Genomic DNA, 21,476 nt, shown 5'->3' with positions numbered 1-21,476 from the left:
ATCTGATGACCACTGAGTCCACCACCATCCGCTGGGAGCAGGACGACACCGGTATCGTCACCCTCGTCCTCGACGACCCCCGCCAGTCCGCGAACACCATGAACCAGGCGTTCAAGGAGTCGATCGCGGCGATCGCCGAGCGAGCAGAGGCCGAGAAGGACTCCATCCGCGGCATCATCTACACCTCCGCCAAGAAGACCTTCTTCGCGGGCGGTGATCTCAAGGACATGATGAAGGCCGGTCCGGAGGACGCCCAGCAGGCCTTCGAGACCGGTACGGCGATCAAGAGCTCCCTGCGCCGCATCGAGACTCTCGGCAAGCCGGTCGTCGCAGCCATCAACGGCGCGGCCCTGGGCGGCGGTTACGAGATCGCGCTCGCCTCCCACCACCGTATCGCCCTCGACGCCCCCGGCTCCAAGATCGGCCTTCCGGAGGTAACGCTCGGTCTGCTCCCGGCGGGCGGCGGTGTCACCCGCACCGTACGCCTGATGGGCATCGCCGACGCCCTGCTGAAGGTGCTGCTGCAGGGCACCCAGTACTCGCCCCGGCGCGCCCTGGAGAACGGCCTGGTCCACGACCTCGCCGCCACCCCCGAGGAGATGCTGGCCAAGGCCCGCGCCTTCATCGACGCCAACCCGGAGTCCCACCAGCCCTGGGACAAGCCGGGCTACAAGATCCCGGGTGGTACGCCGTCCAACCCGAAGTTCGCCGCCAACCTGCCCGCCTTCCCGGCCAACCTGAAGAAGCAGCTGAACGGCGCCCCTTATCCGGCCCCCCGCAACATCCTCGCGGCGGCCGTCGAGGGCTCCCAGGTCGACTTCGAGACCGCTCTGACCATCGAGGCGCGCTACTTCACCGAGCTGGTCACCGGGCAGACGGCGAAGAACATGATCCAGGCGTTCTTCTTCGACCTGCAGGCCGTCAACTCCGGCGCCAACCGCCCCCGGGGCATCGAGCCCCGCCAGGTCCGCAAGGTCGCCGTCCTCGGCGCCGGGATGATGGGCGCCGGCATCGCCTACGCGTGCGCCCGCGCGGGCATCGAGGTCGTCCTCAAGGACGTGTCCCTGGAAGCCGCCGCCAAGGGCAAGGGCTACTCCGAGAAGTTGTGCGGCAAGGCCGTCGCCAAGGGCCGTACCTCCCGGGAGAAGGCGGACGCCCTGCTCGCCCGCATCACCCCGACCGCCGAGGCCGCCGACCTGGCGGGCTGCGACGCCGTCATCGAGGCGGTGTTCGAGGACCCGGCGCTCAAGCACAAGGTGTTCCAGGAGATCGAGCACATCGTCGAACCGGACGCGCTGCTGTGCTCCAACACCTCGACCCTGCCCATCAGCGTGCTCGCCGAGGGCGTGGATCGGCAGGCCGACTTCATCGGGCTGCACTTCTTCTCGCCGGTCGACAGGATGCCGCTCGTCGAGATCATCAAGGGGAAGCGGACCGGCGACGAGGCGCTGGCGCGGGCCTTCGACCTGGTCCGGCAGATCAACAAGACGCCGATCGTGGTCAACGACTCGCGTGGCTTCTTCACCTCCCGTGTCATCGGCCACTTCATCAACGAGGGCGTCGCGATGGTCGGCGAGGGCATCGAGCCCGCCTCCATCGAGCAGGCAGCCGCGCAGGCGGGCTACCCGGCCAAGGTGCTGTCCCTGATGGACGAGCTGACGCTCACCCTGCCGCGCAAGATCCGCAACGAGTCGAAGCGAGCCGTCGAGGACGCGGGCGACACCTGGGCCGCGCACCCCGCCGAGGCCGTCATCGACCGCATGGTCGACGAGTTCGGGCGCCCCGGGCGCAGCGGCGGCGCCGGCTTCTACGAGTACGGCGAGGACGGCAAGCGCGGGCGGCTGTGGCCGGGCCTGCGCGAGCACTTCACCAAGCCGGGCCACTCGATCCCCTTCGAGGACATGCAGGAGCGCATGCTGTTCTCCGAGGCGCTGGACACCGTCCGGCTCCTGGAGGAAGGCGTGCTGACGTCCGTCGCCGACGCCAACATCGGCTCGATCTTCGGGATCGGTTTCCCCGGCTGGACCGGCGGCGTCCTGCAGTACATCAACGGATACGACGGCGGCGCCGGGGCAGGTGTCGGGCCCGCGGGCTTCGTGGCCCGCGCCCGTGAGCTCGCCGAGCGGTACGGCGAGAGGTTCACACCGCCCGCGCTCCTGGTGGAGAAGGCGGAGAAGGGCGAGCGGTTCACCGACGCGCGCTGACACGGGTCGGGTCCTGCACGGACACCCGCACGGGTCAGGAGTCCCGTGCGGGTTCCGCGTCCGGGATCCACTCCCGCAGCTCCTCCCTCAGGGAGCGCTGGAAAGTGGTGAGCAGAGCCTGCACCACGAGCGGGTGCATGTGCGCGGACAGGGACTTCACGGCAGAGGAGTCCCGCTCGGACACGGCATCGCGGAAAAGCTGTGACAGCTCGCGGGCCGCCGCGCGGGAATGCTCGATGAGGGCGCCCCGGGCGGCGAGGATCGTCTCCAGTCCGAGGGGGACGTCGAGGAGCTGCACGCCCAGCCGGAGCAGGCCGGGGTCCACCCGGTAGGCCCCGTCGTGCGGTACGGCCACGTTCATCGCCGCGAGCCGCTCGAAGTCCTCCTCGCCGAGCGGCCGGCCCGCGCGCCGTTCCAGCTCCCCGCGCGTCATCGTCTCCACCGTGTCCGGCGCCCACGAGGCCACGACGGCCCGGTGGATGGCGAGGTCCCGGGCGCTCAGGTCCGCCGGCAGCTGCTGCAGATAACGTTCGATGGCGGCCAGGGTCATGCCCTGGTGCTGCAGCTCCTCGATCAGCGCCAGCCGGGCCAGGTGCTCCGGCCCGTAGCGGCCGACGCGCCGCGGGCCGATCACGGGTGGCGGAAGCAGGCCCTTGGCGCTGTAGAAGCGCACTGTGCGGACCGTGATGCCCGCACACGCGGCCAGCTCGTCGACGGTGAGCATGGGCCCCTCGGTCTCGGTCGTCCCGGTCCTCATGTGCAGCAGTATCGCTGTCTCACCAGTGCTGTGAAACCATTCGCCGATCTTCCGCGCCCCCGTGACGTGCGGCTGTCCGGGCGGAGCCGGCCCGGGCGACGGCGACGGCGAAGCACAGGTCGCGCGCAGTTCCGGCCGGGCCCCGGCGAAGGCGTGACGGTGCGGCCGGCGATCGTGTGACCCTCAGCCGATGATCTTGCGAAGAACTTGTGAGAAGGGCCGCGGTGTGACCTCTGCCATCGCATACCGGACGCTCTCCGGGAGAAGGTGAGCCGTTGGTCTGTGCCGCATCACTGGTGGTCTCTGTGCCGTATCGGCGGCGGCCCGGGCCGAGCCATATCCGGACACCCGCGCACCACCCCCGCGCCGGGCGCACCAGAGAGTAGATCCACTCGTGAGCAAGGACGCCGTGAACACGGCCGCGGTGGCAGCCCACAGCGATGCCACCCGGACGCCCGCGGATGCCGGCGACGCCGGCTACAGCAAGGACCTCAAGGCCCGCCACGTCAACATGATCGCGATCGGCGGAGCGATCGGCACCGGTCTCTTCCTCGGCGCCGGCGGCCGGCTGCACAACGCCGGTCCCGCCCTCGCGCTGGCCTATCTGGTCTGCGGCGTCTTCGCCTTCTTCGTCGTCCGCGCCCTGGGCGAGCTGGTCCTGTACCGGCCGTCGTCCGGGTCCTTCGTGTCGTACGCGCGCGAGTTCCTCGGCGAGAAGGGCGCGTACGTCGCCGGCTGGATGTACTTCCTCAACTGGTCGACGACCGGTATCGCCGACATCACCGCCATCGCGCTCTACACGCACTACTGGAGCCTCTTCACGCCCATCCCGCAGTGGGTGCTGGCCCTGGTCGCCCTCGCGGTCGTCCTGACCGTGAACCTGATCTCGGTGAAGATCTTCGGCGAGATGGAGTTCTGGTTCGCGATCATCAAGGTCGCCACGCTGGTGAGCTTCATGTTCGTCGGCATCTTCCTGCTGGCCACGCAGCACGACGTGGGCGGCCGGAAGCCCGGTCCGAGCGTGATCACGGACCATGGCGGGGTCTTCCCGCACGGGCTCATGCCCGTCGTCCTGGTGATGCAGGGCGTGATCTTCGCGTACGCGGCCCTGGAACTCGTCGGTGTCGCCGCGGGCGAGACGGCGGAGCCCGAGAAGGTCGTCCCGCGCGCGGTGAACTCGATCATGTGGCGCGTCGGCCTCTTCTACGTCGGTTCGGTGGTCCTCCTCGCCCTGCTGCTGCCGGGCTCGGTGTACTCCGCGGACGAGAGCCCCTTCGTCACCGTGCTGTCCAGGATCGGCGTCCCAGCGGCGGGCGACGTGATGAACCTTGTCGTCCTGACCGCCGCGATGTCCTCGCTGAACTCCGGCCTCTACTCCACCGGCCGCATCCTGCGCTCGATGGCCATGGCGGGCTCGGCGCCGAAGTTCACGGCGCGGATGAACCGCAGCCAGGTCCCTTACGGCGGCATCCTGCTCACCTGCGCGGTGTGCGTGCTCGGCGTCGGCCTGAACTATCTGATGCCGAGCCAGGCCTTCGAGATCGTGCTGAACGTGGCCTCCCTCGGCATCGTCAGCACCTGGGTGATCATCATGATCTGCCATCTGGTCTTCGTCCGCCGCGCCAAGGCGGGCCTGGTCACCAGGCCGTCCTTCCGGCTGCCCGGCAGCCCGGTGACGGAGATCGCCACCATCGTCTTCCTGGTGGCCGTTCTCGGCCTCATGTGGAACGACCCCGAGGTCGGCCGCAAGACGCTGCTGCTCATCCCCGTGATCGCCGTCCTGCTCGTCGGCGGCTGGTTCGCACTGCGCCGCCGGATCGCGACGAGCACGGACCAGGAGCTGACCGACCTCACGAAGTAGCAGCCTCACGGCCGCCGTCAGTTGGCAGCGCCTGCGGTGGCGTCATGTCGGAGATCGTGTATGTCCGGGGTGACGCCACCGTCGTGCCGGACGAGGGTCACCGGGAGCAGGGGCGGGACCGGACCGGACCAGGGGTTGGTTTCAGCCAGTTAATGGCGCGTATGTGCGTCGTGCTGCACATGTGAGCGGGTAGGTCCCGGGCATGGATCTCATCCCTTACCCGATAGGCCCCCTCAACCCCCAACTCCAGGACGTCCTCGCCGCACTGCTGCTGTTCGCCGTGGTGTTCCTCATGACCACCAGGCTGCTGCCCCGGATGAACCGGGTCCTCGAGGCCCGCGAGGACGCGATCCAGGGTGCCGCGGCCCGCGCGGAGGAGGTGCGCGCCCTCGCCCAGGACGAACAGGCCAGGGCCGCGGCGCTGCTCGCCGAGGCGCGCCACGATGCCGCCCGGATCCGGCAGCAGGCTGTCGAAGAAGGGTCCGCCCTGATCGCCGACGCTCGTGCCGAGGGGCTGCGGGAGCGGGATGCCCTGCTCGCCGAGGCCGGTTCTCGCATTCGGACCGACCGGACCCTGGCCGAGGCCGAGCTCCGCGTGCATGCCGCGGAGCTGGCCTCGGACCTGGCGGGCCGGATCATGGGCGAGCCGCTCCGGACCCCGGCTGAGCGCGGCTGATCAGCCCGTGTGCACGTCGTTGGCCGCTTCGATCTTCTTCCACGACTTCGGCTGGGCCGTAGCGGCCGAGGTCCTGGCGATGGATGCGGTGCGCGCCGAGGGTGCGGTCGGCTTCGACGGCTGGAAAAGCCAGGTGTCGAACAGGGCGGCCAGCGGCTTCCCGGACACCTTCTCCGCGTAGCTCTGGAAGTCGGCGACCGAGGCGTTGCCGTAGGCGTGGTCCTTCGGCCAGCCCTTCAGGATGGCGAAGAACGCGTCGTCGCCGACTGCGTTGCGCAGGGCCTGGACGGCGAGCGCGCCGCGGTCGTAGATCGCAATGTCGAACTGGTTGTCAGAGCCCGGGTCACCGGGCTTGACCGTCCAGAACGCGTCGTCGGCAGGGTGCGAGGCGTACACGTAGTCCGCCAGTTGCTGCGTCGTGCCCTCGCCCTCGTGCTCGGACCACAGCCACTGGGCGTACCGCGCGAACCCCTCGTTGATCCAGATGTCCTTCCAGCCCTTCAGGGACACGTCGTCGCCGTACCACTGGTGCGCCAGCTCATGCACGACGACGGACGTGTTCGAGCCGCTCGCGAACTGCTTGGGGCTGTAGTACACGCGGGTCTGCGTCTCCAGGGCGTACCCGGTGGTCGTGTTCGGGACGTACCCGCCGACCGAACTGAACGGGTACGGGCCGAAGTAGCCGGTCAGCCAGTCGACGATCTCCCCGGTGCGTTCCACGCTGGCCCGCGCGGCCCCGTCGTTGGCGCCGAGATCCTTGCTGTAGGCGTTGACGACCGGGACCCCGTCCGACGTCTTCCCGGTCGTGATGTCGAACTTCCCGATCGCGAGCGTGGCCAGATAGGTCGCCTGCGGCTTGTCGGACCGCCAGTTGTAGCGGGTCCAGCCGAGCTTCGAACTCGTCGACTGCAGCGTTCCGTTGGAGATCGCCTGGGTGCCGTCCGGCACGGCCACCGACACGTCGTACGTGGCCTTGTCGAGCGGATGGTCGTTGCTCGGGAACCACCACCACGCCGCCTCGGGCTCGTCGGCCGCGACCGCGCCGTCCGGAGTGCGGTGCCAGGTGTTGAAGCCGTATGCGCTCTTTGTCGACGGCACGCCGCTGTAGCGGACCACGACGGTGAGCGGTGTGCCCTTCGGCAGCGGGGTGGCCGGGGTGATCTGCAGTTCGTGCTGGCCGGAGGTGGTGTACGCGGCCTTCGCGCCGTTCACCCGTACCTCGCTCACATCCAGCAGGAAGTCCAGGTCGAAGCGGGACAGATCCTGCGTCGTGGTGGCCAGGACGGTCGCGGTGCCCTCCAGTTCGTCCGTCTTCGGCTGGTATTTCAGGCGAAGGTCGTAGTGGGAGACGTCGTATCCGCCGTTGCCGTAGTACGGGTAGTAGGGGTCGCCGATACCCGGAGCACCGGGCCGGTAGTCGGCGGCCGATGCCGGGATCGCCAGCAACAGGGAAGCCGCCGCGAGCGCGCCCGGGGCGATGAGTCTGCGGTGCACGAGAGCTCCAAGTCGTAGGGGCACGAGATCTGTTCGGAGCCTATTCAGTCCCGGGGGCCCCGGGCATGTCCATGGCACCCGCTGTCACACGATCGCCATCCGGCCGTCATGAGCAATGCGGTCCCACAGTGCTTTCCCGGTCATGTTGCCCCGTTCACCCCGCGTGTCGTCAGCTGCCCTCTTCTGCACGGGAGTTGACCCCTGTACCGTCCCGCGCATGCCACAACGCATGCCCCTCAGGATCTGGAGACCGCTCGCGACGGCGGCCATCGCCGCCCTGCTGGCCGCCTTCCTCACCCCGACGGCAGCCCACGGCGCGCCACGGGAGAGTCGGCCCGTCTACTCGTACGGGAACGCCATCCGCGAGTCCGTCTGGGTGGACACCGGCCTCGACGGCGACGGAGACGGGAAGACCGATCGCGTCGCCGTCGACATCGTCCGGCCGCGCGAACCCGCCGCGCAGGGCCGCAGGATTCCCGTGATCATGGATGCCAGCCCGTACTACTCCTGCTGCGGGCGCGGCAACGAGAGCCAGAAGAAGACGTACGACGCGGCCGGCCATGTCGTCCAGATGCCGCTCTTCTACGACAACTACTTCGTGCCGCGCGGCTACGCCTTCGTTGGCGTCGACCTGGCCGGAACCAATCGCTCCGACGGCTGCGCGGACGTCGGCGGGCGCTCCGACATCCAGTCGGCCAAGGCGGTGATCGACTGGCTCAACGGCCGCGCCAAGGGCTACACCACCCGCACCGGCACGACTGCGGCCAGGGCGACCTGGACCAACGGCAGGACCGGCATGATCGGCAAGAGCTGGGACGGCACCATCGCCAACGGCGTTGCCGCGACCGGAGTCAGGGGACTGAAGACCATCGTGCCGATCAGCGCGATCTCCTCCTGGTACGACTACTTCTTCGCCCAGGGCGCCCCGTTCTACGACTCGGGTCCCGACTCGCTCTCGGACTACGTCGACAGCCCCGACGCCCACGCCAAGTGCGCCGCGGCACAGCGCAAGCTCGTCGACGGAGCGCCGCGCAGCGGCGACTGGACCCCGCTGTGGACGGAGCGCGACTATGCGAAGGACGCGAACAAGGTCCGGGCGAGCGTCTTCCTCGTCCATGGCATGCAGGACCTCAACGTACGCACCAAGCAGTTCGGACAGTGGTGGAACGCACTGGCGAAGAACGGCGTAGAGCGCAAGATCTGGCTCTCCCAGACCGGTCACGTCGACCCCTTCGACTTCCGGCGCGCCCAGTGGGTGGACACCCTGCACCGCTGGTTCGACCATGAACTCCTCGGCTACGACAACGGCATCGACCGGGAGCCGACGGCCGACATCGAGCGCCACCCCGACCAATGGGTCACGTCCACGGCCTGGCCGCCCCGGGGTACCGCCACGACGACACTGCGTCCGGGGCGGGGCTCCCAGGCGGGCGTGGGCACCCTCGGACTGCGCACGGGCACGGGCACCGAGGCCTTCACCGACGACCCCAAGCTCAGCGAGACCGACTGGGCCGCGCACATCGGCGAGTCCACCGCCGGCAAGGCCGGGTTCCTCACCGGGCCCCTGACGAAGGATCTGAGGGTCTCAGGCTCGTCCACGGTGACCGTCACCGTCACGCCGACCACCTCCACGGCCCACCTTTCCGCCGTACTGGCCGACCTCGGCCCCGACACGATCCGCGACTACGCCGACTCCGGCGAGGGCATCACCACGCTCACCGACCGCACCTGCTGGGGTGCGAGCGCCACCGGCGACAGCGCCTGCTACAGGGTCACCCAGGCAAAGAAGACCGCCGTCTCTGTCACGGTCTTCAGCCGTGGCTGGGCCGATCTCGGACACTACGCCTCGATCCGCAAGGGTGTCCCGCTCACTCCGGGCAGGGCATACACGATCACGCTGGATCTGGCCGCCACCGACCATGTCGTCCCGAAGGGCCACCGGCTCGCGCTGATCGTCGCGGGGACCGACAAGGACCTCATCGACCCTCCGTCGAGCACACCGACGCTGACGATGGACCTGTCCCGGACGGCGGCCCGGGTCCCGCTCGTGGGAGGGGAAGCCGCCTTTGCGGACGCCGCCTCCGGCTCCGCGGCGACCGCTCCCGAGGCCACCACACAGGGCGGATTGCGGACCTCCCACGCCGTCCGGCGCATCCCGGGAGAGACCCTGTGAGAGTGCGAGCCGCGCCCAAAGCCGACCACTGACGGTCTCTCAGGCGGCCGGGCGTATCAGCCCGGCCGCCTCTCGCGCGCCCCCACGCCACCGTGACACCACCCGCGCCGCCCTGCCCGTGGTGGTGCATCACTCCTCCACCGCCAGGCAGCGCCCCGCGCTCCAGTCGGACGGTTACCCGGGTCGGCCGCAGCCAGGCAGATGAATCGACATGTCGATCAGGAGACTCCGTGCCCGGGGCCCATCCCCGACTCGGCGTCCGTCGCGGCCCGAGGGCCCCTGACACCGGTCGTGCAGGAGGAGCCGGTGATGCGCCCCAAAGAGCCGGGTGTGCCGTGCTCACATCACTCGGAGTGTGGGGATACTCACAGTATGTCTGCCGAGTACGCGACCTTCGACCTGGCGCCGGCGATGCGTGCCGGCGGCGTTCTCGCCAATGGGGACTACCAGGTGCACCGGGACTTCGTGGACTTCCTCGTCGACGGCCACCCGCTGCTGTTCCGGCTCTCCGACCTGGACGCCGTCTCCCCGCTCGCCTCCGACGTACCCCCCGCGATCTTCACCGCGCAGGTGCGCGGACTGCTGCTGGAGGCCGATGCCCCGCTCGAGGGCGGCCGCCATGTCATCTACGGTTGCCCCGACTGCGAGGACCTCGCCTGCGGAGCCGTCACCGCGGTGATCGAGAGGGACGGCGACGACTTCGTATGGCGTGACTTCGCCTGGCAGACCGAGGAACGGGTGGACCTGGAGCTGAACGGCTACCACGGGATAGGGCCCTTCCGTTTCCACGGCGACGAATACCGCCGTGCCCTGGGAACCCTTCTCGACGGCGGCTCGGCCGAACGCCGCAGAGTCCTGCTGATCGGCCCGCGCGTCGCCGTCCTGGCCCGGCTCGCCGCCGCACTGCGGGGCATCGGCATCGGCGCGGACATCGTCCACGACGCCTCCGACGTGTCCACGGAGGAGCTGCGTGGCTATGGTGCCGTGGTCTTCGGGCAGGCGGTGGGCGAGCGGGAACGTGCCGCCGTACGGCAGTCCTTCGAGCGTGCGGGGGCCGACGCGGCGTACGTCGAGGGCCTCGCGCCGATCGTTCCCCTCCTCGTCGCCCAGGTCGAACACGCCCTGGACCGCGGCCCGGTGGAGTGGCGGCGGCTCACGCATCTGGCCGTCGCCGGCGGCGCCGCGCACCTCGAGGTCACCTCCATGTGCCGGGTCCGCGTCACCACGTACCGCCAGGACCGTCTGCACCGCGTCCATACCCATGAGGCCTTCGACGGCCTCCTGGAACCGGGCCGTCATCGCATTTCGCTCGATCCCAGGGCGGCCAGGGGGGAGTCCTTCGTGGTGGCCAGAACCCCGGGGAGCGTGCTGGTGGCCACGGTGGCGCACTGAGCGTGCGGCTGGGTGAGTCCCCCGCGCGGCCCGCCGGTGCTCAGCTCGTTGGGCCAGGGAGCGTGCGCTGGCTAGGATCGGCGGTCTGATGACTGCCACTCTCGTCGCCAAGAACCTCGCCGCCGGGCACGGCGACCGTCCCCTCTTCTCCGGGCTGGACCTCGTCGTCGCGCCCGGTGACGTGGTCGGGCTCGTCGGTGCCAACGGGGCCGGCAAGTCCACCCTGCTGCGGATGCTCGCCGGACTGATCACTCCGGAGCGGGGCGAGCTGCGCCTGTCCCCGCCGACCGCGACGGTCGGCCATCTGCCGCAGGAGCCGGAGCGGCGGCCGGGCGAGACGGTGCGGGAGTTCCTGGCCCGCCGCACGGGTGTGGCCGAGGCCCAGCGCCGGATGGACGAGGCCACCCAGGGGCTCGTCGACGGCACGCCCGGGGCCGACGATGCGTATGCGGTCGGCCTGGAGCGCTGGCTCGGCCTCGGTGGCGCCGACCTCGACGAGCGCGCCGAGGACGTCGCCGACTCCCTCGGGCTCGGTGTCGGCCTGGACCAGCCGATGACCTCCCTGTCCGGCGGGCAGGCGGCCCGGGCCGGCCTCGCCTCACTGCTGCTGTCCCGCTATGACGTCTTCCTGCTCGACGAGCCGACGAACGACCTGGACCTGGACGGGCTGGAGCGGCTGGAGCGCTTCGTGAGCGGGTTGCGGGCCGGGACGGTGGTTGTCAGCCACGACCGTGAGTTCCTCACCCGCACGGTGACCAAGGTCCTCGAACTCGACCTCGCCCAGCAGCGGATCAACCTCTACGGCGGCGGATACGAGGCCTACCTGGAGGAGCGCGAAACGGCCCGTCGGCATGCCCGCGAGGAGTACGAGGAGTACGCCGACAAGAAGGCCGTCCTCCAGGACCGGGCGCAGATGCAACGCGCCTGGATGGACAAGGGGGTGAAGAACGCGCGGCGCAAGGCGGGCAACGACAACGACAAGATCGGCCGCAAGTTCCGCAGTGAGGCAAGCGAGAAGCAGGCCGCCAAGGCCCGCCAGACCCAGCGCATGATCGAGCGCCTCGACGTCGTCGAGGAGCCCCGCAAGGAGTGGGAGCTGCGCATGGAGATCGCGCCGGGCCCGCGCTCGGGCGCGGTCGTCGCCACGCTCCGGGACGCCGAGGTACGACGCGGCGACTTCACGTTCGGCCCGGTCTCCCTGCAGATCGACTGGGCGGACCGGGTGGCGGTGACAGGCGCGAACGGTGCGGGCAAGTCGACGTTGCTCGGCGCGCTGCTGGGCCGTGTCCCCCTGGACGCGGGCCACGCCGACCTGGGTTCGGGCGTCCTGGTCGGCGAGGTCGACCAGGCCCGGGGCCTCTTCCACGGCTCGCGGTCCCTGCTGGACGCGTTCTGCGTGGCGGTCCCGGACGTGGAACCGGCCGACGTCCGCACACTGCTCGCCAAGTTCGGCCTGAAGGCGGACCACGTGCTGCGCCCGGCGGAGACCCTCTCGCCGGGCGAGCGCACAAGGGCCGCCCTCGCACTGCTCCAGGGCAGGGGCGTGAATCTGCTGGTCCTGGACGAGCCGACCAACCACCTCGACCTGCCGGCCATCGAGCAGTTGGAGTCGGCCCTCGACTCCTACGACGGCACGCTTCTGCTGGTCACCCATGACCGCCGGATGCTGGACGCGGTACGGGTGACCCGTCGGCTGGAGGTCGCGGACGGCAAGGTGACCGAACGCTGAGCGGTGTCTGACCGCTCCCGCCGGGCGCACGGCACCTGGCACGGCCCCTCGTCGCGTTGCCGGACACCCGAGTACGCCCAGTACGCGGGAGATCCTCCGCCCTGCGATGCTCCCCCGGCCACCGCTGGGAGGTGCCCCCTGCACCGGACGCCGCGCGCTGATCCGACGCGCATGGTCGGACACCGCCCAGTCGTCGGCCCCACTCAGGCCCGGACCCTCCGTGTCGTACCGGAGAGTCCGGACCCGGATGTGTCAGCGGCGGCCGCTCTTCGGGTCGAGCAGACCCGCGCGGCGCAACGCGTCGGCCATCGCGCTGTTGGCCGGCGGAGGGGCCTGCCGTGAGTTACGGTCACCGCCGCGGCCCTGGCGCTGCTGCGGCGGACGTCCGCCACGCTGCTGGCGCCCGCCCCCGCCCTGGGGCCCCTGCGCGGCGGCCTCGTCGTCCAGCCGCAGCGTCAGCGAGATGCGCTTGCGCGGAATGTCGACGTCCAGCACCTTCACCTTGACGATGTCGCCCGGCTTCACCACGTCACGCGGGTCCTTGACGAACGTCTTCGACATCGCCGACACATGCACCAGACCGTCCTGGTGGACGCCGACGTCCACGAAGGCACCGAATGCGGCGACATTCGTGACGACACCTTCGAGGATCATCCCGGACGACAGGTCGGAGATCTTCTCGACGCCCTCCTTGAAGGTGGCCGTCTTGAACGCGGGCCGGGGGTCGCGCCCGGGCTTCTCCAGCTCCTTCAGGATGTCGCTCACGGTCGGCAGACCGAACGTCTCGTCCACGAACTCGGCCGGCTTCAGCGACCGCAGCACCGCCGTGTTGCCGATCAGCGAGGCGACCTCCTGGCCCGCCGTCTTCACCATGCGCCGGACCACCGGGTACGCCTCCGGGTGCACGCTGGAGGCGTCCAGCGGGTCGTCGCCGCCCCGGATCCGCAGGAAGCCCGCGCACTGCTCGTACGCCTTCGGGCCGAGTCGCGCCACGTTCTTCAGCTGGGAGCGCGAGGTGAACGGGCCGTTCGCGTCGCGGTGCGCCACGATGTTCTCCGCGAGCCCGGAGGAGATGCCGGAGACCCGGGCGAGCAGCGGAGTCGACGCCGTGTTGACGTCCACCCCCACGCCGTTCACACAGTCCTCGACCACCGCGTCCAGCGAGCGCGAGAGCTTCACCTCGGACAGGTCGTGCTGGTACTGGCCGACGCCGATCGACTTCGGATCGATCTTCACCAGCTCGGCGAGCGGGTCCTGGAGACGGCGCGCGATGGAGACCGCGCCGCGCAGCGAGACGTCCATACCCGGCAGCTCCTGGGAGGCGAACGCCGAGGCCGAGTACACCGACGCGCCCGCCTCGGACACCATCACCTTGGTGAGCTTCAACTCCGGGTGCTTGGCGATGAGTTCACCGGCGAGCTTGTCGGTCTCGCGGGACGCCGTGCCATTGCCGATCGCGATCAGCTCGACCGCGTGCTCCTTCGCGAGCCGGGCGACCTTGGCGATCGCCTCGTCCCACTTGTTCGCCGGGACGTGCGGGTAGATGACGTCCGTGGCGACCACCTTGCCGGTCGCGTCCACCACGGCCACCTTCACGCCCGTACGGAAGCCGGGGTCCAGGCCCAGCGTCGCGCGTGTGCCGGCCGGGGCGGCGAGCAGCAGGTCCCGCAGGTTCGCGGCGAAGACCGCCACCGCCTCGTCCTCGGCGGCCGTACGCAGCCGCAGCCGCAGGTCGATGCCGAGGTGAACGAGGATGCGGGTGCGCCAGGCCCACCGCACCGTGTCCGTCAGCCACTTGTCGGCGGCGCGGCCGCGATCGGCGATCCCGAAGCGGTTCGCCACGATTCCCTCGTACGACGACGGGCCGTCCGTCGGCTCCTCCGGCTCCAGGACGAGGTCGAGGACCTCCTCCTTCTCGCCGCGCAGCATGGCGAGGATGCGGTGCGAGGGCAGCTCGGTGAAGGGCTCGGCGAAGTCGAAGTAGTCGGCGAACTTGGCGCCCGCCTCCTCCTTGCCCTCCCGCACCTTGGCGGCCAGACGCCCGCGCACCCACATGCGCTCACGCAGCTCCCCGATCAGGTCGGCGTCCTCCGAGAACCGCTCGGTCAGGATCGCCCGCGCGCCGTCGAGCGCGGCCTGCGGGTCGGGCACGCCCTTGTCGGCGTCGACGAAGGCCGACGCCGCGGCGAGCGGCTCGACCGTCGGGTCGCCGAGCAGGCCCTCGGCCAGTGGCTCCAGACCGGCCTCGCGCGCGATCTGCGCCTTCGTGCGCCGCTTCGGCTTGAACGGCAGGTAGATGTCCTCCAGGCGCGCCTTGGTCTGCGCGCCCCGGATCTGGGCCTCCAACTCGTCGGTGAGCTTGCCCTGCTCGCGCACCGACTCCAGGATCGCCGTGCGCCGCTCCTCCAGCTCCCGCAGATAGCGCAGCCGCTCCTCGATCGTGCGCAGCTGCGCGTCGTCGAGCATCTCGGTCGCTTCCTTGCGGTAGCGGGCGATGAAGGGCACCGTCGAGCCGCCGTCCAGCAGCTCGACCGCGGCCTTCACCTGCCGCTCCCGTACGCCGAGCTCCTCGGCGATCCTGCCTTCGATGGACCCTACGAGGGGTGTCGTCACGATCCCGTACCGCCTTCTCCACTGAGGTTGCGCGGCAATTGTGGCAGGTCGCACCGACAACGGGGGCTCAGGGCGGACATCCCGGGGGCGCGGGCCCCGGTCCGGACCCCGGCGCCTCGCGGGACGGCCCTCCGACGGGGCGTGTTCGCCCTCGCCCGGAACACGGACTTCCCCTCCCCCTTGGCCGTCCCGGCGTGTCGGCCGGGACGGCCAAGGGTTCAGCCCTTGCCGATCATGCCCTCGGGGAAGGCGCCGGCCTCCAGGGCCTTGGTCAGCAGGACGCTCCCCAGTTCCGTCAGCCGCTCGACGCCGGCGGCGCCCAGGTGTTCGTACGGAGCACGGTCGAGGCGGTCGGTCTCCGCCTCCATCTCGGCGCGAAGCGCGGCGCCCGCCTCGGTCAATGCCCCGTCCGCGTCGAGCAGTCCGCGCTCGCGCAGTCGCACGCACGCCGCGTCCCAGTCCGCCCTGCTCCAGCCGCGGGTGGCCAGGGCCCACTTCGGGGCCATGCCCTTGCCGGTCGCCGTGTGCGTCACCAGCGCCTCCACCGGTCCGAGCTCCGCGCCCACCAGCACCGTGAGATGACCGTCGCCGCGGTGCTCGCGCAGCAGCGTGGCCGCGTGCCAGAACGCCAGGTGCGGCTCGTCGGGCACGGGCAGATCGGCGTGCGCGGAGTAGAGAGGGCGCGCGTGCCGGGTGCATGCCTCCACCGCGCGCAACGCCAGCTCCGCCGCCTCGCTCATCTCCTTGGAGGCGACGACCTCCTCGCCGAGCAGCCGTCGCAGCGTCGCGTCGACGGCACGCGCGCGTGCCGCGAGCACCGCGTCCGGGGAAGCCGTCGCCCATACGGCGGGCACGTGTCGGGCCACCAGTTCGGGCCGGAAGTTGTAGAACGTCGCCGTCACCACGCCCGCGCCCACCGGCCCCATGGCAGCGGCCCGCACCGCGAAGTAGGCGGCCCTCTGGTCGTCGACGCCCAGGGCGGTCAGTTCCCGTTCCAGATCGGGGGAGAAGTAGTGCGTCGAGTGCAGCGGATTGATCACGTTGTGGCAGCGCCGTCCGGCGCGCTCCGGCAGGGTAGTGGTCATGTCCCGAAGGTTACCGACTGGTCGGTACGCCGAGGAACGGCGGCGAGGGGGATGGCAGAAAATGTGGGGTATTCGTCGTTGCGGCCATGGTGTGCTCCGCCAAGAATCGTCGCATGCGCACCCTCCTGGCCGTCCTCCTCGACGGCGTGCAGAGCCTCGACATCACCGGCCCGGTGGAGGTCTTCGCGGGAGCAGAATCCGCCTGCCCCGGGACCTACCGGATCGTCACGGCATCCCTGGACGGTGCTCCCGTACGGACCTCCAGCGGCTTCACACTGGTCCCCGACCGCGCCCTCGCCGACGCACCCGCCGCGCACACCGTGCTGGTCCCCGGTGGCCAGGGCACCAGAAGCCCCGACCCGCGCCTGGTGCAGTGGCTGCGGGAACACGGCCCCCGCGCGGACCGCCTGGTCTCCATCTGCACCGGCGCCTTCCTGCTCGCCCGCGCGGGCCTCCTCGACGGCCGCCGCGCGACCACCCACTGGGCGTACTGCGACAAGCTGGCCCGCGACCACCCGCGGATCGAGGTCGACCCCGACCCCATCTACGTCCGCGACGGCCGCGTCGCCACCTCGGCAGGAGTCACGTCCGGCATCGACCTCGCCCTGGCCCTCGTCGAGGAGGACCTCGGCCGCGAGACCGCCCTGACCATCGCCCGGCACCTGGTGGTGTTCCTGCGCCGCCCGGGCAACCAGGCCCAGTTCAGCGCCCAGCTGTCCGCCCAGACCGCACAACGCGAGCCCCTGCGCGAGGTCCAGCGGTGGATCAGCGAGCACCCGGAGGGCGACCTCGGCGTGGAGTCGCTCGCCGCCCGCGCCAGGCTGTCGCCCCGCCACTTCGCCCGCGCGTTCCGGGCCGAGACCGGGACGACCCCGGGCCGCTATGTGGACCGCATCCGACTCGAGCACGCGCGCCGACTCCTGGAGGACTCCGCCGACGGCGTCGAGGAGATCGCCCGCGCCAGCGGCTACGGCACGCCCGAGGCGATGCGCCGGGCCTTCGTCAAGGCACTCGGCGCACCCCCGGCGGAGTACCGACGCCGCTTCCGGCCGACGACCACCAGCTGATCGACGAAGGGACGACCACCCACTGATCCCGGAAGGGGCGACCACTCACCGATGACCGAGGGGAAGTCCCATGACCATCGAGGAAAGTTCGTGACCACGGAGGTAAGTCCGTGATCGCCGAGGCAAGTCCGTGACCACTGGGGGAAAGCCCGTGACCACCGAAGGAGAGTCCGTGCAGATCGCGATCGTCCTTTTCGACCGGTTCACCGCCCTGGATGCCGTGGGCCCGTACGAGATCCTCAGCCGCCTCCCCGGCTCGGAGACCGTCTTCGTGGCCGAGCGGACGGGGCCGGTGCGCAACGACACCGGAACCCTCGCGCTCACCGCCGACAGGACCCTGGCCGAGGTTCCGTCCCCCGGCATCGTGGTTGTCCCCGGAGGGCCCGGCCAGAGTGCGCAGATGGAGAACGGGGACCTCCTCGACTGGCTGCGCGCGGCGGACGCCACCAGCGCCTGGACGGCGTCCGTTTGTACGGGTTCCCTGCTGCTCGCCGCCGCCGGTCTCCTCCGGGGGCGCCGTGCCACCTCGCACTGGCTGGCTCTGGACGCGCTCGGGCGGCTGGGCGCCGAGCCCACGGGGGAGCGCGTGGTGTTCGACGGCAAGTACGTCACGGCCGCGGGCGTCTCCTCGGGCATCGACATGGGCCTCACCCTGCTCGGCCGTGTCGCGGGCGACGAGCGGGCGCAAGCCGTGCAACTGGCGACCGAGTACGACCCGCAGCCGCCCTACGACGCGGGATCCCCGCACAAGGCGCCCGCGCACCTCGTCGAGAAGCTCCGCGCCAGGAGCCGCTTCATCCTGACGTAGTCCAGGTGAACCGCGGCTGCCTGCGCTCCAGGAACGCGGCGACCCCCTCCGCGGTGTCGCCGCTGCCGCGCGCCTGTTCCGCCCAGTGCGCGTCCCGGTCCGTGCGCCCGTTCGCGAACTCCTTGGCCGCGGCCTGGGTCAGCTGCGAGCGGGAGACCAGTACGCGCGTGAACTCCGCGACCCGCTTGGTGAGTTCGCCCTCCGGCAGCAGCTCGTCCAGCAGCCCGGTCCGCAGCGCGCGCCCCGCGTCGATCAACTCACCGGAGAACAAGAGGTACTTGGCGCTGCCGGGTCCCACCAGCGACACCAGCCGACGGGTGGAGGGCGCCGGGTAGACGATCCCCAGCTTGGCCGGCGTCACCCCGAACAGGGCTCCCTCCTCCGCGAACCGCAGGTCACAGGCCGCGGCGAGCTGTGCCCCGCCGCCCACGCAGTGGCCGCGGATCGCCGCCAGGGTCGGCTTCGGGAACGCGGCCAGCGCCTCCTCGGCCCGTACGGCCAGGGTCTGTGCCCTCTCCGGCGACCCCCGCAGGGTGGAGATGTCGGCGCCCGCACAGAAGGTGGTGCCCTCGCCGGTGAGCACCAGCGCCCGGACGGCCGGGTCGGCTGCCAGCCCGTCGAGCAGCGGCGGAAGCGACTCCCACATGCCGGCGGTCATGGCGTTCCGCTTGGCGGGGTGGTGAATGACGACGGTCGCGACCCCGTCGGTGACGCTCTGCACCAGCTGCGGCTCCATGGCACCGGATGCTATCCGGATCCCTCGAACGCACGATCAGCAGGGAACCCGGCGCGACGGGGCGCAGGCATCGGACGCCGGACCGTACAACCCGAAGAGTTCCCAAGCCGCCGCAATGGGCGCAGGAGCGGTCACACAACTGACCGCGTCACACGCCAACGGTCAGATGTCGTCGATACCAGCTGACTTCTGTTCAGTCATTCGGGACGGACCAGCGCATTCCCAACACTCGACGTGTGGTGACAATCGAGCGCAAGGGTGGCGACCGGACGATGGAGAACCAGGGGCGAGGGTCCGGCCCGCGCCCTGAAGGCGGAGGGAACGTTCCGGAGGGCCTCGGACCGCCGGGACCGCTGCCGTACGAGGGGGTCTGGCGGTTCACCGCGGTTGCAGTGGACGCCTCGGTGCCGCAGGCCCGGCGCGCCGTCCGCGACCTGCTCGCCCGCCAGGGCGTGCCCGTCTCGGACGACACCGTGTACGCGTTGCTGCTGATCGTTTCCGAACTGGTCACCAACGCGGTCCGGCACGCTGCGCTGCTCTCGCCGATGCTCGCCGTGGAGGTCGCCGTAGGGCCCGAGTGGGTGCGGGTGTCGGTGGAGGACGAGCACCCCTACCGCCCGAGCGCCCTGGAGGCCGACCACGGCCGCACCGGCGGCCGGGGACTGCTCCTGGTCCGCGAGATCAGCAGGGAGGCGGGCGGGGTGTGCGACGTGGAGCACACCGCGAGCGGGGGCAAGGTGATCTGGGCCGCCCTGCCGCTCAAGCCGACACGGATCGGATGAGCGCGCCCAGGGGATGTGCGGGTGCGGGGTGACCGCCCGCCTCGTGTGACGAGGGTCGTGTGGCGCGAGTCATGCGGGCCGTCCGGCCGTACGGGCCGGACGGGCCCATGGGTCACCAGCCCGCGAACGTTCCCGTCAGCTCTCTGATCGCCGGCCGTGCCGCGTCGAGGACCGTCATGAACCACGACGAGAACGTGTCCCTCGCGTGCCGCTCCGCCAGCTCCCCGGCGGTCACGAAGGCGGTGGAGCCGACCTCCTCCGGGGCCGGGTGCAGGGGGGACTGCACCAGCCCGACGAAGAGATGGTTGAACTCCTGCTCCACCAGGCCCGAGTCCGGGTCCGGGTGGTTGTAGCGGACCGTCCCGGCCTCGGCGAGCAGCGTCGGGGAGACTCCCAGCTCCTCGTACGTCCGCCGGGCCGCCGCCGCGAAGGGCGCCTCGCCCGGGTAGGGGTGGCCGCAGCAGGAGTTCGACCAGACACCGGGGGAGTGGTACTTGCCCAGCGCCCGCTGCTGGAGCAGCAGCCGGCCCCGCTCGTCGAAGAGGAACACCGAGAACGCCCGGTGCAACTGCCCCGGCGGCTGATGGGCGGCGAGCTTCTCCGCCGTGCCGATCGTGGTGCCGTCCTCGTCGACCAGCTCCAGCAAGATGGCTTCAGCGGTGCCGTTCGACGAATGGTGCGTCGCGGCGGCAGGTGTGATCGGCATACCCATCCTTCGCATCGGTTGTCCAGCCCCAAGTCTGCCGTACGAATCCGGCACTCCCGGCACTTCGTGACTCCCCGCATGTCCCGCCGGGGCGCTCCGGACAGGGCGTACGGCCCCCCACGGAGCAGACGCCGGATGCGGCCGGATACCTGATCGTGCCCACCGCCCCGGAAGGGGAACCGCCTCCCCGGGGGCGCGCTCCGCGGAGCCGGCGCCCGAGACCCGGCCCCACGCCCCCGTGCGCACCCCCGTACATCACACGCACGTGTCATGCCGGGCCCGGGACTGCCGTAGGCGCTCCGGCGCCGCACATGGCGGAGGGGCCGGCGGACCGGCGCGGTCAGCCGTGGTTCGGCTCCGGGTGATGCAGCTGCCAGCCCCGCCACGCCGACTCCACCATCTCGCGCACCCCGCGCCGGGCGCTCCAGCCCAGCTCCCGCTCGGCCAGGGCGGCCGATGCGACCGCACGGGGCGCGTCACCCGGGCGGGGCGGCTCGACGGCCGCGGGCGTGGTGTCGCCGGTCACCTCGCCGATGAGCGTGACGAGCTCACGCACCGAAACGCCTTCGCCACGGCCGATGTTGACCGTGAGGTCACCCGTCGCGCCGTCTGCCAGCCGCCGGGCGGCGGCGAGGTGCGCCTCGGCGAGATCGGCGACGTGGATGTAGTCGCGGACACAGGTGCCGTCCGGTGTCGGATAGTCGTCGCCGAAGATCCGTGGGGCCTCGCCACGGGTCAGCCGGTCGAAGACCATCGGCACGATGTTGAAGATGCCCGTGTCGGCCAGTTCCGGCCCGGCTGCGCCCGCCACGTTGAAGTACCGCAGACACACGGTCCCGATGCCGTGCGCCCTGCCCGCCGCCCGCACCAGCCACTCGCCCGTGAGTTTCGTCTCGCCGTACGGGCTCATCGGGGCACAGGGCGTGTCCTCCGTGATGAGGTCCACATCGGGGTTGCCGTAGACGGCCGCGGACGAGGAGAACAGGAACCGCTTGATCCCCGCCCCCGCCACCGCCTCAAGGAGCGTCGCGAGGCCGCCCACGTTCTCCCGGTAGTAGCGCGTGGGCTGGGACACGGACTCGCCGACCTGCTTGCGCGCGGCGAGGTGCACCACACCGGTCACCGCATGCTCCGCGAAGACCCGCTTCAGCAGGTCCTCGTCCTGCGCGGAACCCTGCACCACCGGAATGCTCCTGGGCAGCCGCCCCGGCACCCCCGCCGAAAGGTCGTCCAGGACGACCACGCTCTCGCCTTCCGCGGCCATCGCCCGCGCCACATGCGCCCCGATGTATCCGGCCCCGCCGGTGATCAGCCAAGTCATGGTCCTCACCCTATGGCCGCCGGGGAACACCGCCGGGCGCGGGCCCGCGCCCGGCCGGCAGGGGCGAGGTGC

Annotated in this window: 17 protein-coding genes; 10 read left to right on the top strand and 7 right to left on the bottom strand. The window is 70.9% G+C overall.

Annotated features, from left to right (window positions below):
* Positions 1–5: 5 nt before the first annotated feature.
* Positions 6–2,204: a 3-hydroxyacyl-CoA dehydrogenase NAD-binding domain-containing protein gene (locus AAW14_RS15920; protein WP_265564441.1), complete on the top strand. Its 2,199-nt coding sequence runs from the start codon at positions 6–8 to the stop codon at positions 2,202–2,204.
* A gap of 34 nt (positions 2,205–2,238) precedes the next feature.
* Here AAW14_RS15920 and AAW14_RS15915 read toward each other — a convergent pair whose 3' ends face one another.
* Entirely contained in the window at positions 2,239–2,961 is a 723-nt protein-coding gene (locus tag AAW14_RS15915; RefSeq protein WP_265564439.1) for a MerR family transcriptional regulator, read from the bottom strand.
* 394 nt (positions 2,962–3,355) lie between these two features.
* On the opposite strand from AAW14_RS15915, the gene AAW14_RS15910 reads away from it, so the two are divergent.
* Genes AAW14_RS15910 through AAW14_RS15900 form a run of 3 tightly spaced genes read left to right on the top strand, consistent with a single transcriptional unit; the run spans position 3,356 to position 5,498 of the window.
* Positions 3,356–4,822, top strand: a complete 1,467-nt coding sequence (locus AAW14_RS15910; protein WP_265564437.1) for an amino acid permease — start codon at positions 3,356–3,358, stop codon at positions 4,820–4,822.
* A gap of 44 nt (positions 4,823–4,866) precedes the next feature.
* A complete protein-coding gene (locus tag AAW14_RS15905) occupies positions 4,867–5,007 on the top strand; it encodes a hypothetical protein (RefSeq protein ID WP_265564435.1) in 141 nt (46 codons plus the stop codon).
* Between the two features lie 17 nt (positions 5,008–5,024).
* Complete coding sequence (locus AAW14_RS15900) at positions 5,025–5,498, top strand: hypothetical protein (RefSeq protein ID WP_265564433.1); 474 nt, start codon at positions 5,025–5,027, stop codon at positions 5,496–5,498.
* On the opposite strand, the gene AAW14_RS15895 is transcribed toward AAW14_RS15900, so the two are convergent.
* Positions 5,499–6,992 (bottom strand): M1 family metallopeptidase, encoded by a 1,494-nt coding sequence (locus AAW14_RS15895; RefSeq protein WP_265564431.1) that lies wholly within the window; start codon positions 6,990–6,992, stop codon positions 5,499–5,501.
* A 217-nt stretch (positions 6,993–7,209) separates the two neighbouring features.
* Between AAW14_RS15895 and AAW14_RS15890 the strand changes: the two genes are divergently transcribed.
* The 3 genes from AAW14_RS15890 to AAW14_RS15875 all read left to right on the top strand — a co-directional run bounded on the left by AAW14_RS15890 (position 7,210) and on the right by AAW14_RS15875 (position 12,286).
* Positions 7,210–9,165 carry a Xaa-Pro dipeptidyl-peptidase gene (locus tag AAW14_RS15890; protein WP_265564429.1) on the top strand — a complete coding sequence of 652 codons (1,956 nt, stop codon included), beginning with the start codon at positions 7,210–7,212 and terminating at the stop codon, positions 9,163–9,165.
* A gap of 372 nt (positions 9,166–9,537) precedes the next feature.
* Positions 9,538–10,557: an oxidoreductase gene (locus AAW14_RS15880; protein WP_265564427.1), complete on the top strand. Its 1,020-nt coding sequence runs from the start codon at positions 9,538–9,540 to the stop codon at positions 10,555–10,557.
* 88 nt (positions 10,558–10,645) lie between these two features.
* Positions 10,646–12,286: an ABC-F family ATP-binding cassette domain-containing protein gene (locus tag AAW14_RS15875; RefSeq protein WP_265564425.1), complete on the top strand. Its 1,641-nt coding sequence runs from the start codon at positions 10,646–10,648 to the stop codon at positions 12,284–12,286.
* A gap of 252 nt (positions 12,287–12,538) precedes the next feature.
* Here AAW14_RS15875 and AAW14_RS15870 read toward each other — a convergent pair whose 3' ends face one another.
* Together AAW14_RS15870 and AAW14_RS15865 are read right to left on the bottom strand one after the other, a co-directional pair.
* Complete coding sequence (locus AAW14_RS15870; RefSeq protein WP_265564423.1) at positions 12,539–14,899, bottom strand: Tex family protein; 2,361 nt, start codon at positions 14,897–14,899, stop codon at positions 12,539–12,541.
* 218 nt (positions 14,900–15,117) lie between these two features.
* The gene (locus AAW14_RS15865; protein WP_265564421.1) at positions 15,118–15,984 is read right to left on the bottom strand and encodes an SCO6745 family protein; all 867 of its coding nucleotides are present in this window, start codon (positions 15,982–15,984) and stop codon (positions 15,118–15,120) included.
* A 113-nt stretch (positions 15,985–16,097) separates the two neighbouring features.
* Here AAW14_RS15865 and AAW14_RS15860 point away from each other — a divergent pair, with 113 nt between their 5' ends.
* Together AAW14_RS15860 and AAW14_RS15855 are read left to right on the top strand one after the other, a co-directional pair.
* Positions 16,098–17,051: a GlxA family transcriptional regulator gene (locus AAW14_RS15860; RefSeq protein ID WP_265564419.1), complete on the top strand. Its 954-nt coding sequence runs from the start codon at positions 16,098–16,100 to the stop codon at positions 17,049–17,051.
* A gap of 172 nt (positions 17,052–17,223) precedes the next feature.
* A complete protein-coding gene (locus AAW14_RS15855) occupies positions 17,224–17,859 on the top strand; it encodes a DJ-1/PfpI family protein (RefSeq protein ID WP_265564585.1) in 636 nt (211 codons plus the stop codon).
* On the opposite strand, the gene AAW14_RS15850 is transcribed toward AAW14_RS15855, so the two are convergent.
* Positions 17,846–18,595 carry an enoyl-CoA hydratase/isomerase family protein gene (locus AAW14_RS15850; RefSeq protein WP_265564417.1) on the bottom strand — a complete coding sequence of 250 codons (750 nt, stop codon included), beginning with the start codon at positions 18,593–18,595 and terminating at the stop codon, positions 17,846–17,848. The two genes, AAW14_RS15855 and AAW14_RS15850, sit on opposite strands and share 14 nt — an antisense overlap.
* 272 nt (positions 18,596–18,867) lie before the next feature.
* Between AAW14_RS15850 and AAW14_RS15845 the strand changes: the two genes are divergently transcribed.
* Entirely contained in the window at positions 18,868–19,377 is a 510-nt protein-coding gene (locus tag AAW14_RS15845) for an ATP-binding protein (RefSeq protein ID WP_265564584.1), read from the top strand.
* 112 nt (positions 19,378–19,489) lie between these two features.
* Here AAW14_RS15845 and idi read toward each other — a convergent pair whose 3' ends face one another.
* Positions 19,490–20,083, bottom strand: coding sequence for an isopentenyl-diphosphate Delta-isomerase (idi, locus tag AAW14_RS15840; RefSeq protein ID WP_265564415.1), 594 nt, complete (start codon positions 20,081–20,083; stop codon positions 19,490–19,492).
* Positions 20,084–20,423: 340 nt separating this feature from the next.
* Positions 20,424–21,404: a UDP-glucose 4-epimerase GalE gene (galE, locus tag AAW14_RS15835; RefSeq protein WP_265564413.1), complete on the bottom strand. Its 981-nt coding sequence runs from the start codon at positions 21,402–21,404 to the stop codon at positions 20,424–20,426.
* Positions 21,405–21,476: the final 72 nt, after the last annotated feature.

This window comes from Streptomyces hygroscopicus, from assembly GCF_026168105.1.
Taxonomy (GTDB): domain Bacteria; phylum Actinomycetota; class Actinomycetes; order Streptomycetales; family Streptomycetaceae; genus Streptomyces; species Streptomyces hygroscopicus_D.
This window is presented reverse-complemented; position numbering and strand designations above follow the sequence as displayed.

Coding starts and splice junctions, on each gene's coding strand:
- AAW14_RS15845 (WP_265564584.1), top strand. CDS start 18,868: ATGGAGAACCAGGGGCGAGGGTCCGGCCCGCGCCCTGAAGGCGGAGGG.
- AAW14_RS15900 (WP_265564433.1), top strand. CDS start 5,025: ATGGATCTCATCCCTTACCCGATAGGCCCCCTCAACCCCCAACTCCAG.
- AAW14_RS15905 (WP_265564435.1), top strand. CDS start 4,867: ATGTCGGAGATCGTGTATGTCCGGGGTGACGCCACCGTCGTGCCGGAC.
- AAW14_RS15865 (WP_265564421.1), bottom strand. CDS start 15,984: ATGACCACTACCCTGCCGGAGCGCGCCGGACGGCGCTGCCACAACGTG.
- idi (WP_265564415.1), bottom strand. CDS start 20,083: ATGCCGATCACACCTGCCGCCGCGACGCACCATTCGTCGAACGGCACC.
- AAW14_RS15850 (WP_265564417.1), bottom strand. CDS start 18,595: ATGGAGCCGCAGCTGGTGCAGAGCGTCACCGACGGGGTCGCGACCGTC.
- galE (WP_265564413.1), bottom strand. CDS start 21,404: ATGACTTGGCTGATCACCGGCGGGGCCGGATACATCGGGGCGCATGTG.
- AAW14_RS15920 (WP_265564441.1), top strand. CDS start 6: ATGACCACTGAGTCCACCACCATCCGCTGGGAGCAGGACGACACCGGT.
- AAW14_RS15860 (WP_265564419.1), top strand. CDS start 16,098: ATGCGCACCCTCCTGGCCGTCCTCCTCGACGGCGTGCAGAGCCTCGAC.
- AAW14_RS15880 (WP_265564427.1), top strand. CDS start 9,538: ATGTCTGCCGAGTACGCGACCTTCGACCTGGCGCCGGCGATGCGTGCC.
- AAW14_RS15915 (WP_265564439.1), bottom strand. CDS start 2,961: ATGAGGACCGGGACGACCGAGACCGAGGGGCCCATGCTCACCGTCGAC.
- AAW14_RS15875 (WP_265564425.1), top strand. CDS start 10,646: ATGACTGCCACTCTCGTCGCCAAGAACCTCGCCGCCGGGCACGGCGAC.
- AAW14_RS15890 (WP_265564429.1), top strand. CDS start 7,210: ATGCCACAACGCATGCCCCTCAGGATCTGGAGACCGCTCGCGACGGCG.